General features: G+C 29.7%; 10 protein-coding genes. 4 read left to right on the top strand and 6 right to left on the bottom strand.

What is annotated here, in order from left to right:
- Positions 1-246 precede the first annotated feature (246 nt).
- Positions 247-441: a hypothetical protein gene (locus tag ABD011_RS08095; RefSeq protein ID WP_343797299.1), complete on the bottom strand. Its 195-nt coding sequence runs from the start codon at positions 439-441 to the stop codon at positions 247-249.
- A gap of 367 nt (positions 442-808) precedes the next feature.
- On the opposite strand from ABD011_RS08095, the gene ABD011_RS08100 reads away from it, so the two are divergent.
- The 4 genes from ABD011_RS08100 (at position 809) to ABD011_RS08115 (ending at position 11,795) form a co-directional block, all read left to right on the top strand.
- Complete coding sequence (locus ABD011_RS08100) at positions 809-3,256, top strand: leucine-rich repeat domain-containing protein (RefSeq protein ID WP_343797300.1); 2,448 nt, start codon at positions 809-811, stop codon at positions 3,254-3,256.
- Between the two features lie 731 nt (positions 3,257-3,987).
- Positions 3,988-7,113: a metallophosphoesterase gene (locus ABD011_RS08105; RefSeq protein ID WP_343797302.1), complete on the top strand. Its 3,126-nt coding sequence runs from the start codon at positions 3,988-3,990 to the stop codon at positions 7,111-7,113.
- A 686-nt stretch (positions 7,114-7,799) separates the two neighbouring features.
- Positions 7,800-9,344: a tetratricopeptide repeat protein gene (locus ABD011_RS08110; RefSeq protein WP_343797304.1), complete on the top strand. Its 1,545-nt coding sequence runs from the start codon at positions 7,800-7,802 to the stop codon at positions 9,342-9,344.
- 141 nt (positions 9,345-9,485) lie between these two features.
- Entirely contained in the window at positions 9,486-11,795 is a 2,310-nt protein-coding gene (locus ABD011_RS08115; protein ID WP_343797306.1) for a T9SS type A sorting domain-containing protein, read from the top strand.
- Between the two features lie 93 nt (positions 11,796-11,888).
- On the opposite strand, the gene ABD011_RS08120 is transcribed toward ABD011_RS08115, so the two are convergent.
- The 5 genes from ABD011_RS08120 to ABD011_RS08140 form a co-directional block, all read right to left on the bottom strand.
- The gene (locus ABD011_RS08120; RefSeq protein WP_343797308.1) at positions 11,889-12,170 is read right to left on the bottom strand and encodes a Rossmann-fold NAD(P)-binding domain-containing protein; all 282 of its coding nucleotides are present in this window, start codon (positions 12,168-12,170) and stop codon (positions 11,889-11,891) included.
- Between the two features lie 542 nt (positions 12,171-12,712).
- Positions 12,713-13,294, bottom strand: coding sequence for a pyridoxine/pyridoxamine 5'-phosphate oxidase (locus tag ABD011_RS08125; RefSeq protein ID WP_343797310.1), 582 nt, complete (start codon positions 13,292-13,294; stop codon positions 12,713-12,715).
- Positions 13,276-13,689: a GNAT family N-acetyltransferase gene (locus tag ABD011_RS08130; RefSeq protein ID WP_343797313.1), complete on the bottom strand. Its 414-nt coding sequence runs from the start codon at positions 13,687-13,689 to the stop codon at positions 13,276-13,278. Before ABD011_RS08130 ends, ABD011_RS08125 begins: the two co-directional genes overlap by 19 nt.
- A gap of 181 nt (positions 13,690-13,870) precedes the next feature.
- Positions 13,871-14,941, bottom strand: coding sequence for a 3-keto-alpha-glucoside-1,2-lyase-like domain-containing protein (locus tag ABD011_RS08135; protein WP_343797315.1), 1,071 nt, complete (start codon positions 14,939-14,941; stop codon positions 13,871-13,873).
- Positions 14,942-14,986: 45 nt separating this feature from the next.
- On the bottom strand, positions 14,987-15,871 hold the full coding sequence (locus ABD011_RS08140) for a helix-turn-helix domain-containing protein (RefSeq protein ID WP_343797317.1): 885 nt from the start codon (positions 15,869-15,871) through the stop codon (positions 14,987-14,989).
- Positions 15,872-15,924: the final 53 nt, after the last annotated feature.

The raw sequence follows: 15,924 nt of genomic DNA on the forward strand, positions 1-15,924 counted from the left end.
TTCACTGTAAAAAATTGGGTAAGCTCACCAAGAGACAAAACGTAACATCATAGAAATCATAACCGAAAGGATAGTGGTGTCAGAACAGGAAGTGAACATCACGCTTAACTATATTCTGCCAAAGACTTTGTCTTTGAAAACGACTGCAAATGTTACTCATGGACTATACACGTTGTTGTAGCACGTTTTTAACCAGGTATCATTATGATTTCAAATTTCCAACCTTTATCAGTTTTATGATTCTTGTTAAAATTTGGTGGTTTTTATTCCAGTATAAATCATTCCAGCTGCTGGAATAGTTAGCCAAAAAGTAGCTGAATCAACCAATATACCTATTAAAACACCAAAACCAGCTGTTAGAGCACCGCCGTAAATAAGAAATCCAGAAGTAAAAATAGAAGTCAAAAGAGGATTACGTTTTAATGCATCAATATCAGACAAATCTATGCGAATATTGTCAACAAAAATTGTACTACTATTTTCTATTTTAAAGAGACCTTTAATTTTTAGACCATCAAATGTTGTTAACTTTATTCTTTTGTTCTCTTCAATGATTTTTTCTTTATTCGTATTAATATTAGTAATTTTTATAGCCTGATTTTGACCAATAATTTGATTACTAAAGAGTAAGGTAATAATTATTAGAAGAATTTTTTTTCAAAACAAATATTATTTTGTGTAGATACAGGAATAACTAAATGGTTGCGTCAAATGTGCTCTAACGTGTTGTGTATAGCTCACCTCAATAAACATTTCACAGAATACAGCATTAGAACGTTTGTGGGTAACGGGAAATGACTTAACAGCTTTGGATATAAGTCAAAACACTAATTTGGTCGATTTACGTTGTGCCAACAACCCATTTACCAGCTTGGATGTGAGCAATAACATCAATCTTGAGTACCTCGTAATATATTGGAATTCATTAGAAGTTTTGGATGTGAGTCAAAACATTAATTTAGCACATTTGGATGTTAATGGCAGTGCTCACTTAACAACCTTAAACGTGAAAAACAGCACCAACAACTTGATAACGTTTTTTGATGCCACTAATTCACCAAACTTGTCGTGCATTCAGGTAGATAATGCAGCATATTCTACAACCAATTGGACCAATATTGATACAACAACAAGTTTTTCTGGTTATTGTCTAGGCTATTACTCTTACATTCCAGATGACAATTTTGAGCAAGTGCTTATAGATTTGGGATACGACGATGTTTTGAATAATTTCGTATTAACACATCATATTAATACCATAACATCGCTGGATGTAAGCGCTAAAAACATTATAACCTTAAGTGGTATAGAAGATTTTACAGCCTTGGAAATCTTGGCTTGCGAAAACAATTCTTTATCGGTTTTGGACGTAAGAAGCAATCCTAATTTAGAAACGATTTCGTGCTATAACAACCAAATCACAGACTTGTATATTTATGATTTTCAAAACAGCTCTAACCTAAAGACGTTATCGTGTTACAATAATCAAATTTCTTATCTGTATTTTGGTTTGGACAATGTGCTTGAAGAGTTGCATTGTTTTAATAATTATATAGAAACTATTAGTTTACAAAACAATACCACATTACAAATATTAAATTGTTATGGTAATGAACTTACTGCTTTAGATTTAAGCCAGACTTCTAGCTTGAGTTGGTTGCGTTGCGACAATAACCAATTGAAAGCATTGGATGTGAAAAATGGCAACAATAGTCAAATTACATATTTCAACACATTAAACAATCCTGATTTAAGCTGTATCAATGTAGATGATGCCAATTATGCAACAACAAATTGGACTAACATTGATGCCACGGCATCGTTTTCTGAAACTTGCTCTGATTATTATACAGCCATTCCAGATTCCAACTTCGAACAAGCCCTGATAGATTTAGGAATTGACACTGCTATTGATGGGCAGGTTTTAACAGCCAGTATTAAGGCGATAACGTATTTAAATGTTTCAAATCTCTCGATTTCAGACTTAACAGGCATTCAAGATTTTGAAATGTTACAGTATCTAAACTGTTCTAAAAACAATCTTACGGCTTTAGATGTAAGTCAAAACAGCAATTTAACAACTTTATATACTTATGTAAATGCACTAACATCCTTAAATGTAAGTCAAAACACAAATCTTGAATTGCTTTATTGTACAAATAATCAACTCACAGCACTAGATGTAAGCCAAAATGAACAGTTAGTAACACTTGTTTGTTCAGACAATCAACTCACATCACTTAACATTAAAAATGGGAACAATACCAACTTTTCTTATTTTGATGCAAAAGACAATCCTAATTTAAGTTGTGTTGAGGTTGACGATGTCACTTATGCCAATGCAATTTTAAGTTCTGGAATAAATGGGGTAACCGTTTTTTCTGAAGACTGTAATCCTTCATATACCGCAATTCCTGATGCCAATTTTGAGCAAGCACTTATAGACTTGGGTTACGATACCGTAATAGACGGACAAGTATTGACAAGCAATATTAGCACAGTTACCAACCTAAATGTCTATGCCAAAAACATTAGCGACCTAACCGGTATTCAGGATTTTTCAGCGTTAGAAGAATTGAACTGTGCTGCCAATCAGCTCATAGCTTTAGATGTTTCTCAAAATGCAAACTTGGAAACCTTGTACTGCTTTCAAAACCAATTACAAGTTTTAGATGTAAGTAATAATACACAACTTACTTATTTAGATTGTAGTAATAATCAGCTTACGGTTTTGGATGTAGATCAAAACCAATATTTAGAACGTTTATATTGTACCGATAACGACTTATTAGTTTTAGATGTATCGCTTAATGGCGACTTATACACTTTAAGCTGCTATAACAACAATTTACACGGCTTAAATGTTGCCAATGCCAACAACACCAATTTTAACCTGTTTCAAGCGCAAAACAACCCGAGTTTAACCTGTATTCAAATAGATAATGGATTTACACCACCAACCGGTAGTAGTTGGGAGAAAGATGCTACGGCTTCTTATAGTGATAGCTGCTCAACGTTGGGAATAGAAACAACAACTATAGATGCACTTAAGATGTATCCAAACCCAGTGGAAGAGTATTTAACCATTACATCAAAAACACCTTTAACCTTTCAGCTGTATAATGTGCAAGGACAACTTTTAAAGACTGTAAAAGTAGATGGAAATACAACGATTGATTTTAATGACTTGCCGTCTGATGTGTATTTTTTAAGAAGTAAAAACAATTCGTTTTGCAAAAAGATTATTAAATATTAAACATGTTGACTAATGTTTACAAAAAAATATAGCAAGAGAAATTACATTTTAACCAATAGAAAAGTTTTAAAATAAGATTTACATTATATATAGCAATAGTCTTCTTGGCTTAACACTTCTGTTAAATGACGATAATTTCACTTTTTTATGTAAAAGAATGAAATCAAAGATCTAAATGAGGAAAGGCATTAACTCAATTAGAGTTAAATAAAATCATGAAAAAGTTCATTGTTATACTATGACAGTAGTTATTATTTATCAAAATTTAGAATAAAGATATCCATATTTAAAAAATTAATGGTCATGTTATTATCTGAAAAGAATAGGGTTATATTTGATTTGACTTTTTTCTTTCTTATTTATACTAGTAAAGGACTAAGTTTGGAGATTTTGCAAAAGTTAATAGTATTTTAAGAAAATAAAATTTGATTTATTTTAATTTTTTAGTGTACCAAATTTGTACTTATTGTTTTTAAAACCTTATTAAATAAATAGTTTTACTTTCTGTATTGGTAAATAGCAGACTGCTAATATTTACTAATAAAAACTACTTACGATTAATTTAATCAATAATATCAATGGTTTATGAGCTTATTGACTTTAGTGCTTATTAATATAATTGAAGTTTTAAAATAGATGTTTGTTGATAAATAGTTGATTAGTATATTTTGTTACTAACTTCTTCAGCTAAAAATTTCTTTAAATTTATTGTTTTTATTTAAACGAATGATATGCTGAAAATAATACACTTAAGTGACCTACATATAGATAATTCAAGTTTTGATTTAAACCACAAGAACTTAATAAATGCTTTAATAAAAGATTTAAAGAAGTACGTAGATAAGGATACTCTAATGATTTTTAGCGGAGATTTTTTAAATCAAGGGGGAAGGAATTTTCCTGAAGAAATGAATCCGTATGAAATTGTTGATAATTTTTTAAATAAACTTACTGATAGTTTTCCGATGCTTAAGGATAGAGTCTTTTTTGTGCCAGGGAATCATGAAGTTAAAAGGAGTTCTTTGCAGGAATATGTGGATTTTCCATTCAAAGAAAATCTACTAAAGTCTAAAAGTAATTTAAATGGTTTTTTAAACGACCTTTATAATAAAGATACATATATAATAAATGGATTGAAAGGTTATAATGAATTTTCAAAAGGTTATTTTTCTAATTATCCAAAAAAACAGTTATCAGATTTAGACAATACTTTTATAATAGAAGGAGAAAATTCTAAAATCGGAGTTTCTTGCTTAAACTCTAGTTGGCTTTGTTATGACGATAATGATGATGGTAATATAGCAATTGGAATTAAACAAATTGAGCATTCATTAAGTTTTATTGATGAGGTAGACTTAAAAATATGTGTTGTCCACCATCCACTGAATTATCTATCTAAAAATGTTGAGCAAAGTGAAATTGAGAAAAAGATTCAAAACGAATTTGATATAGTTTTAATAGGTCATACACATGAACAAAAGACAGATTATATCAGTGGAATTAACGGCGATTATTTTATATCGGTCGGAAAATCATTAACAGCTGAAAATTCAGAAATTGAAGTTTACAAGAATGGATATTCGATTGTAGAATATTTAGTTGGGGATAATGTTACTTGTCATTTTAGAAAATATGATGATGATAAGAAGATTTTTATATCCAATACAGATAATGCATTGAATGATGGTAAACTTGTTTTGCAAATTCAAAAAAGAGAAGTTCTCTCAACCTCTCAAGAGCAGGCTAAAATAATGATTTCTAACTCATTTAACAGCTATCTCACTGATGCAGGAGCAAAATTTACAAACAGATCTTCAAAGGATATTAAGTTGAATGATATTTATGTTGAACCTTTCTTAGAAAGGTTTGATGTAGTTGATAATGAAGAGAATAATAATACTTTAACAACATCATTCTTAATCGGTAAAACACAAGATTCAACTTTTAAAAATATTATTGTATTTGGAGAAGAAAACTCAGGTAAAACAACTTTATGTAAGGTTATGTATAGAGAGTTGTTTGATGAAGGTTCATTTATTCCTATTTATATAAAGGGTGAGGATTTAAAAGATTCCAGTGTATCTAAACTTGAAAAGTTAATTTCAAAACAAATAGAGAAACAATATGCCAACTATTCTTCAGACTGCAAGAAGAAAATATATTTAATAATTGATGATTTTAAAAATTCGAAGCTTCAATTTAAATATAAAAAAGCGCTCATAAATAATATTCTTGAATCAGATTATAATACATTAATTATTTGGGATGAGTATTTGACTCTTAATGAGTTTTTGGATGTGAAAAATATTGACATTGATATATTTGAAATTTTACAATTTGGCTCAAAAAAAAGATTTGAATTAATAAAAAAATGGTCTGATTTAGTTAATGAAGATGAATATATCGATGAAAAAGATAAAGTAAATAATTACTATCAAGTTGAAAAAATTATTGATTCCATAATTGGTAAAAATTTAGTTCCTTCTTTCCCTATTTATATTCTTATTGTTCTTCAATCCAATGAATTAACAACAACAGCTAGTTTAGAGCAAAGTACTTTTGGCTACTATTATGATGTTTTAATAAAATCAGCCATTGGAGATAAGGTAAAAAAGAATAAAGAAATTGAAAAAATGTATTCTTATTTATCAGAATTGTCATATTGGCTTTTTAAGAAGAGAATTTTGAAGATTACAGAACAAGAGTTGATGGAGTTTCACTTGAATTTTAATTCATTATATGATATTGATGTTAGCTTTAAAGAGTACAATTCAATACTTCTAGAAACACAAATTTTATCACTAACTATTGATGGTTTATATAAATTTAAATATACTTACATATACTTTTATTTTATTGGTAAGTATTTGTCCGATAATATAGAGGATGAAGATGTCAGAGTAGACATAAAGATTTTATCTCAAAAATTGTATCAATCCCATGCTGCAAATATTTATTTATTTCTTTCTCATCATTCTAAATCGAAATATATAATAGACATGGTTGTTGATAATTCTAATACTATTTTTACTAATGCAAAAGTCATGAATTTTAATACAGATGTTGGTGATATTAATAATTTAATAGAACAAACATCTGAAGGCTTATCTTTAGAGACCTCAAAAACTTATTCAGAAAACAAAGAAGAGGAGTTGGACATGAAGGACGGTGTTAATGAAACAAGTAGGGAAGAAGATATTGTGATAGATGAAGAAGTTTCTGCCAACATTGATTTTATTTCTCAAGTTAATATTTCATATAAATCAATCGAGATTTTGGGTCACATTCTTAAAAATAGATATGCATCTTTAAGAGGTGAGGATAAAAATGCTATTGTTGAACAAATTTATTTTTTAAGCATAAAAACATTATCATCAATATTTGAAATTCTACTACAAGGAGAAGAGCATTTAAGAAAAGAAATTCTTGAGTTAATTAATCAGGATACTAGTATAACTGAAAATGAAAAGGATCTTTTAGCTAAAATGATAATGTTTAATATGCTTTATATGGTTTCTTATTCGGTTATTAAAAAGGTTTCTATTTCTATTTCGTCAAAAGACTTGAAATTAACGTTTAATCAAGTAGAAAATGATAATAAAGATAATAATATAATAAGACTTATTAGTATTGCAAATAAATTAGATTACTCTACTTATTTTCCTCTAGAGGATGTGAAATTATTAAAGGAAGACTTTAATAAAAATAAGCTGCCATATTTTATTTTGAGAAGACTTGGGTTTAATTTCTTGAGATTAAAACCAATTAATGAAATAGAGCAACAAAAAATAGCCGAAACTTTAGAGATTTCAATGAAAAAACAAAGAAGTATAGATGTAACTTCGAAAACTAAATAAGTGTTTTTTGTAAATTATTTGTACATCATAAATTCTACTTTTAAGTTAATTTATTGTAAATCAATGCAATGTGTTGTGATGTCATTTTCTGTATCGGGAAGTAATTCGTTAAAGTATATCATAACAAATCGATTTAAATTATTGTTTATTAATACCTGTACGATTTAATTCTTAACCAAAATTTCATAAAATTTTTTTTCTTCTTTTTGTTCTACTGAACTGCTTGTTAGGATAAGGGCAATCATTATTCTTTCAAGAGATAGAGAAATTTTTAGGAACATACTTTTTGATATTAAACAAGATAGCCTAGGGTTTTAATAGTTGGGGATTCAGGAAAGTTTAATCCGCTATGACAGAATTTAAGCGGAAAGACTTAAGTATATATAAAGATGATTGTTTTTGGTGTGAAAATTCTAAAAACCAACTCAAAAAGTTAAAGAGGAAAAATTAATCAGAGTTTTTTGAAAATATTAATACTTTTATGCTATTAGAACACAATATTATCTTATAGAATTTTTAAAATGTAAAAAAGGAAACTTAGCTTTTACTTTTATCATTTATAGTAAACTATATCGGATTTAAATAAATTTATTTATACTCTCGACAATAAATATAATTCCAAGTTTAAAGTAATGCATTGCTGTTCTGTATAATAAAATGAACATGTTTTATCTTGGACTAATATTATGAATTATATCGTTTTTATTTTTTGTCTTTTTATACTACCAATACAAGAAACAAAAGAGGAGTGTAAAGAATTAATTCAATTAGGTATTGAAGCTTTAAACCGTCAAGAATATTCAGCATCTTTAGAAATGTTAATTGATGCCCAAACAATAGCATCAAATAATGATTGGAATGAGGAGTTGTTTTCGGCTTTAAATAATATTGGAGCAAATTACTACCAGCTTTCTGATTATGGAGAGGCTCTAGATAACTATTTATTGGCATATGATGTTGCTGTAAAACATCTAAATAACCAAAAGGAAATGGTTGTATTGAATAATGTAGGTATTTTATATTTCAATGATAACAAACTTGAAGACGCAAAAACATACTTTAGTAAGGCTTTAGAAATTGCATCTGCCTCTGAAGCAAAAGAGAAAATCGCATTATATGCGATCAATTTAGGGTTAACTTTAAACTTATTAGGAGAACTTGATTTGGCTTATGAATATCTTAGTGTAGCACAAAACAATTTGGAGGATACCAATATGTTGTTGCAAGTAAAGTATGCAATAGCTGAAAATCTTTATTTAAAACAAGATTATTTGACATCTCAAAAGTTATTGAATACTATCATTCCTAAGTTAAAAGCTAATAGACTTTTTGAACACGAGTCAAGTTCTTATCTATTATTATCTCAAATTTTTTATAAAAAAAGTGAAATAAACAAGGCTTTGGAGTATGTGTTAAAAGCAAAAAATCAACATACAAGTATAGAGTTGTGTATTGATATTTTTGAACATATATCTAAGATTAAATACGACTTAAATGCTTTTTCAGAAGCAAGGACTTATACTGATTCTGTAATGTCTTTTAAAGATAGTTTACATTATAAAAAAAGAGAAGACCAGTTTGAAAGTAGTCGTGTGAAGTTTAACGTTAAGCAGTATGAGCAACAAATTATAGAAAAGCAAATGAAGCTTCAGCAGGAGCGTAAAGTGTTTTATATATCATTAACTGCCGTAGTTTTGCTTCTTTTGATTTCTCTTTGGTCTTGGAGAAACTATGTAACTAAAGCTAAGCAGAAGAGAATTATTTCTGAAAGAAATCAAAAGATTAAAATGCTTGAGCTGGAGAATGAATTAGAATTTAGAAATAGAAAGTTAACTTCTAAAGCACTTAATATGGCTAGTAGGAATGAATTACTACAAGACATTATTCAATCTATAAATAGTTATCCTGACTTATTAAATAATAGTAATATTAAAAAGTTAGTTCAACAACTAAAAAAACATTTAAATAATAATTCTGGTTGGGAGGATTTCTTAGTACATTTTGAAGAAGCAAATTATGGTTTTTTAAAAACGTTAAAAGAAAAGCATCCATTGTTAAACACAAATGATGTACGATTCATTTGTTATCTATATATGAACTTATCTGTTAAAGAAATAGCCTCCATTTTTAATATTACACCTGATGCTTGTAGAAAACGTAAGCAAAGAATAGCTAAAAAAATGAATTTAGAAGATACTTCTTTGTTATATGATTATTTGTCTGGTTTTTAGAAAACTAAAGCAGGTTTAGTTTATCCATATCTAAAAATGTCCCACTTATTATAATTAAATGTCCCACTTTTTCGTGTTGATTTTTCTGAAAGTTAAAGATGATTTTTCACTTTAGCACCATTAATATATACTGATAAACACATGAAAATTAAAACTACATTATTTCTATTAGTTGCTTTATTGTTGTCAACTAAAATGTCCTACTCACAAGTCGAACCTATAGGGTCATCAAATTATGGACGTATCTTTAACATTACTTACGATCCTAATATTGAAGATAGGTTGTATGCAATCTCATTATATAACCACATATTAGTGTCGAATAATAATGGAATAGACTGGGAGATATTATTTTCAATGTCTATACACGACGTCACTAAGTTTAAAGACTTAAAAATGACTAATAACAATACTGCATTAAGTTTTATTAAGTTCAATCAATCATCTTCAGATAACACCATCATTATTTATGACTTAGCAACAAATCAAGTTATAGAAGAGATAGAAATCCCTTATGCTTCAACCGATCGTTATGTTAAATCATATAGTATTTATGAAGGTGACTCAAATATAATCTTGATGAATACAAAATTAAATTTTGGAGACTTAGAAAATACCTACTATACTACAGATGGAGGAGAAAATTGGGATTTAGTATATTCAAAAACAGATTATGATGGAGTCTCAATAAATAATGTAGCTATAAACCCTATTAACCCTAATAATTTAATTTTAACAAGAGGTTTAGGTCCAACAGATGTTGATGGAGGCCTGTTTGTTTCTAATGATGCAGGCCAAACATGGATAAATAAGTTGCCTGGTGTTGTTTTGGCACCTATTGCTTTTGATCCTTTTAATGCAAATGAAGTGCTAGTTGGTACAGGTATTAGTTTTGGAGATACAGTTGAAAATTTATATCGATCTACTGATCAAGGAGACACTTGGAATGTAGTAGCATTACCTTGGACAGATGAACAGTTAAATGATATTATAGTTATCGCTTACAACCCAAATGTAGAGGACAAGATTGTTATTTTAGAAGAGAATGAAATAGTTATTTCAAATGATGGAGGAGTAACATGGGAAAACCATGTTCACAGTTCAGACGACGTTCATGGGTATTACTATGGAACAGACCTATCCTTTAATCCATTTAATGAAAATGAAGTGTTTATTAATAGTGATTACCACCCGCAATTTTCAACTGATGGAGGAGTAACATTGAACTGGTCAAAGAACAATTTTTTCCTTTCAACTGGATCTATGGGGCTTTTTTTGAATGGAAATGAACATTTATACTATGGTGTACAGCATGGTTATATTCATAGAGATTTAACTGATGGACTTGAAGATAGTTTTGATATTCTTCCAATAGATTGGTATAATCAAAATGATGCGCCAACTTTATATGTTGATGACTTTGTTGAAGGTAGAGTTTATACTTTTAGCGGAGGATGGTTTGGGTCAGACTTAGAAGTAAGTAATGATCATGGTCAAACTAAACATCAAATTTTAAACACTTTTATGAATTATTTTGATGCTGTAAAAGCTAACCCATTTAATAATAATGTGGTTTGGATTTCACTCTCAAATACCTCTGGATACTCAGAGCTTATTAGTGCAAATATTGGTGACTTAACAAATGTACAGGTTGAGAATATAACTTTACCAGATAATGGTTTTATTAGAGGGATACAATTTGACCCTCAAAACGAAGGTCATGTATTAATTACTATAGGCACTAGAGTTTACCGAACGGAAGATTATGGAAATACATGGATATTATCTAATGCTGGGTTGGAGCAATTAATACCTGGTTATGATTTAATATTGAATGTTGATAGTAATCCATTTAATTCTCAGCATTTAGCAGTTGCAACTAATAAAGGAATATTTAGTTCTGTTGATGGAGGTAGTACGTGGAATCAAATTTATACAGAGTTGGTTCATCAGGTTTTTTATTCTAATAGTTCAGAAGGGTATATGGTTGGAACAATTCATTCTTCTGGAGTTTCTGATTATGCTATTGTTTTCACAACTGATGGAGGTCAAAACTGGACTCGTATTGAAAATGAAGAGTTATCTTCGGTTGGTTCTACCTCATCTAAAGTTAAATTCAATGGTTCAAGCAATGCCGAAATTTATATTTCAACAATTGATTTAGGTTTAGTGAAATACGTACTAGATTTTCAGGCTTTAGGAATTAATGAACCAGAAATTGATGATAATATTATCAAGGTGTTTCCTAATCCAGTAAGTGATACATTAACAATTAATTCATCCAATTCAGAAGTTGAGTCATTTTCTCTTTTTGATATAACTGGTAAGTTGATTGTTGAAACTTTTGGACAAAATAAAATCGATGTCTCTAATTTACCTCAAGGTGTTTATTTACTTAAAGTTAATGTTAACTCAGGTAAATCTTTTTCTAAAAAAATTATAAAAATGTAAAAGAGAATCGTAAGGTTTATAGTAATAAGAATCCCTTTAATTAATAGCTATATATTTAGAGAAGTCAGATGTTATTTATCTGGCTTCTTGTTTTTAAAATGCTACTTTTTTAAATAGATAACCGAAGAGCCAAACGTATGAATCTGGTAACCCTGCTTTTCGCATGTCTTCCTTAAAATCGTCAATTGAAATATGTACAAATTGAATTGATCTATTGGAGGTTTCAGTAATAATTTCAATAACTTCTTTAAACGTTCTTTTTTGCGGACCAGTAACGGTTATGGTTTGTCCATTGTACGCATCATCGATGATGACTTTTGAAACGACATCAGTAATGTCACCTACATCTACAAATGGAATTTTTGCTGCTAGCATAGGTAATGCCAGAACGTCATCTAAAATAAAATCTAAAAATACACCATCACTAAAATTTTGGTTAGGCTAGGAGGCTCTAACCAAAGTGTAGTTTAAACCTGAATTAGCAAAGGTGTCTTCACAAGCTTCGGCTTAAGCCTCCCCTTTTCCTGAAAGCAATACTACTTTTTCTAAGCCAGCTTTAATGCTTTTTCGGTTAGCGTTGTTATTACATCTCTAGATTAAGGAATAGACAAATCAGTATAATAGACTATGTAAGCTCTGTCCATATCTTTCAGAACTGCATCATAGCTTTCTGAGTTTTCCCAATCAAAAGCTGGATTTGTTTTTCTACTCACAACTCATACGTTATGTCTAGATTGTGTTAAATTTTTTACAACTTTGTGTTCGATTTTTCTAGGCATTCGATAACTAAAATGTTTTTTGATTTCATTTAATTTAAAGAATTCATTTAGAACAATACGTCTGTTCTTCTGCAATTTCCAATTTAACTCAATTTAAAATTACTTTCAATAGTCTTCTTTTAAACTAATATTCCGCATTTAAGGCTGTACTTGTTTCATATTCCATATGCCTTTTTTTAATTCGAAAAGTTTTCTGTCGTGAAAGCGAGTTGACTTAAATTCTAAAAATTCAATTCTTATTGGTTCTATGAAGTAACCACCCCAGTTTTCAGGTCTCGATAAAGCATGGTTTTTATTAATGTTTTCCATTTCTTGATATGCTTTGTGTAACATGTTAATATCGGTGATTTCTTCCCCTTGATTACTTACCATGGAGACGATTTGACTTTCTCTATTACGTTCTGCAAAGTATTTGTCAGCCAATTTTTCAGTTATTTTTGTCGCTTTTCCTTGAATTCTTATTTGTCTCTCTGTCTCTGTCCACCAAAAGGTTAATGCTACATGATTATTCCTACTTATCTCAATCCCCTTTTTAGAATTTAATGGGCCAGTTATAATAAAAGAATCATTTACTATTTCTTTGAAGGATACAAATCTTGCATTTGGAAAGTTATCGCTCCCATTAGTTGATAAACAAACAGCTGACGGAATTCGAGCCCTAGTCAAATGAAGTTCTTCGCTAAACCATTTCTTAAAAATTTCTATTGGTGAATTTTCCATTCTGCTCTTTCAATAATAAAACTACTTTTTTGTTTTTTAAATCCAACTTTTGGGTAATATTCCAATGCTGTAGGAACAGATAGGAGTAATATCATTGACTGTTCGCTAACTTTTGATTTTGTTAAGTTTATAAGTTTTCTTCCAATACCTCTTTTTTTGTAATCATTTCTAACCGCTAGATCAGAAAGATAACAAGACCAAACCCAATCTGTAATGGATCGAGAAATACCAACTAGCAAGTTATTGTCCCAAGCAGTTACAATAAGATTTGAATTTTCAAACATCTTCTGTATCCTTTCCTTATCATAAGTTGGCCGAGGTAGGCCTGTGTTGTCATATAGCTCAATTATCTGCTCGGTGGTTGGTCTTTTTTCGTAACTGTATTCTATGTTCATTTCTTATGAGGTATATAAAGGGTTATTTAATATATATGAAAATAGTAAAGGGAATAATTACAAACCTATTTATTTGAAAATTCAATGAATTGTTTTTCTAATGGTTGCATATTTTTTAGAAATTTAATTAACAGTGTTGAGGTTTGTTCTAGTACTTTTTTTCGCAAACAGTTCATTAAAATTAATCTAATTTACTAATTAATCCCCAGCCATTAGCTTTATCAATAACCACAAATTGAATCAGGTTTTTGCCTGTTTTAAGTGGTAGATATAAGCTATTGGTTTCTACATTTAAATGCCCCATAAATTGAACGCCTTTAGAACGAAAAGCGTTGTTCCCTTTAAAAATTGGGTGTCCGTTGAGGTATACAATTACTTTGTCACTATAATCAAAATAAAGACGTTTGGTTTGCTTTTTACTAGCTTCGATTGTAGTTGATGCTATGGTATACATCTCGTCGTTTTTTTCAAAGTTCCCGCTAGAACTTTTATCTAAATATTTAGAAATAGCCAGCAATCCAGATTCATCTGTAGTTACAGTCAAAGTTTTTTTGAATAGTTTGTCTTTGAGTTTAAAACCTGCTTCATTGTAAAGTCTCGCAGGAGTAATTTTCCAATTTGTAATAAATGAAGTATTTAAAAGTTTCGCGTTATTGGGCTTGATATTATGGTTTTTAGTATCTGGAGTGTACCTGAAGTTGGTAAATCGATTTGGAAAAAGAGAAAATAGTCCAATAGATCCTTCGTAGAAATCGGTTTTCATGTTTTCTACGGTTAGTACTTTTTCATTATTTACAAAAACCGTTAATTCTCTGTTTTTTATTTCTAGGCGCAAGGTATTCCATCCTTTCTGCTTGAATGTAAACTGCGCTTGATGCTCTCGGTACAATTGCCATGTGAGTTCATTATTGAAAGTAGGCGAGTACTGAACCGCATCAACTTGATTGGATTTATGCAACCGCATATAAACCTCTTCCATGGTTTGATTTTGTTTCCTAAAAAAGATTCCTGCGAAGCTGCGCTTGGTGTTTGCGTATACATCTACTTGTATAGTGCCGTTAATAAATGTTACGTTTTTTAAGGTTGCTTTACCATCGAGTAGAAGCGTTTGTTTTCCTTCAAAAGTTTCAAATTTAGCGTTTTTTGGTGTTTCCCAGTTGGAAGGTTTCATTTCTGCATCAATAGCAGGTTGCGAAAAACCAATATGGAGTCCTAAGAGTAATGAAAATAGGATGTTATAAAATGTTGTCATAATGCTCGTTTTTTGATTGAAATATTGATGTTAAAGTCTTTTTTGTCAAGAAAAAGTAGCACTGTCAAAATCGATGCGCTCTCTAAAGAGTTGAGGTGATAGGTCTACGTGCTTTTTAAAGAATCGGCTAAAATAATATTCATCATTATAGCCTAATTCAAAGGCTATTTCTTTTACGGTTTTGTTTGTTAAATACAGTTCTCTCTTAGCTTCAATAACAATGCGTTCGGCGATTAACTCGGTTAGCGTTTTATTGAAATGAGATTTTGTTAATTTGGTTAGTGCTTTTGGGGTTATAGCTAGCATGTTAGCATAATCGCTAGCGGTGTGTTTGGTTTTGTAATGTGTTTCTATAAAGTTTTTTAAATTTTGTAAAATAAACGGTTCATCATGTTTATTAGTCTCAACGTTTTCTGCGTCTTGTTGTTCTGTTTTTAATCGAGATGCGGTTATCAATATAATTTTTAAATACGATACTAAAAGTTCATATTGTGCTAACGCAGGATTTTGCATTTCTAATTTTAATTGCTCAATTAGCATGTTAAAATTTATCTCGGTTTTACTATCTATTTTTATTGATGGAGAATTGTAAATATTATTAAACAATACACCATTACAAGCCACTTCTTTATGGTGTTTATGTATGCAAAAAAAATCTGGATGAAAATAAAGTGCTACACCACTCAAATGTTTTTCAGCTTTAAATTGAAAAGGTTGGTAAAGCGAAAAGGAATATAAACTGTTTGCGTTTATGGTATAGTCTGAAAAATCTGCGTGCACATTACCTGCTCCTTCTTTTATCCAAATGACAGCATAGTGGTTTAACCGTTGTATCGTATCAAAAGGGTTTTCATTTTCAAAAAACTGAAGTTTAAATGCGAGATTACCGGTTTGCGGGTTTATAAGTGTAAAACAGTTGTTTTCTTCCATGTTTACGTATTTAAAATTGATGAATGTCTGTTTTTAAAACAATGCACATAAAT

The organism is Gaetbulibacter jejuensis (assembly GCF_039524015.1).
GTDB classification, from domain to species: domain Bacteria; phylum Bacteroidota; class Bacteroidia; order Flavobacteriales; family Flavobacteriaceae; genus Gaetbulibacter_B; species Gaetbulibacter_B jejuensis.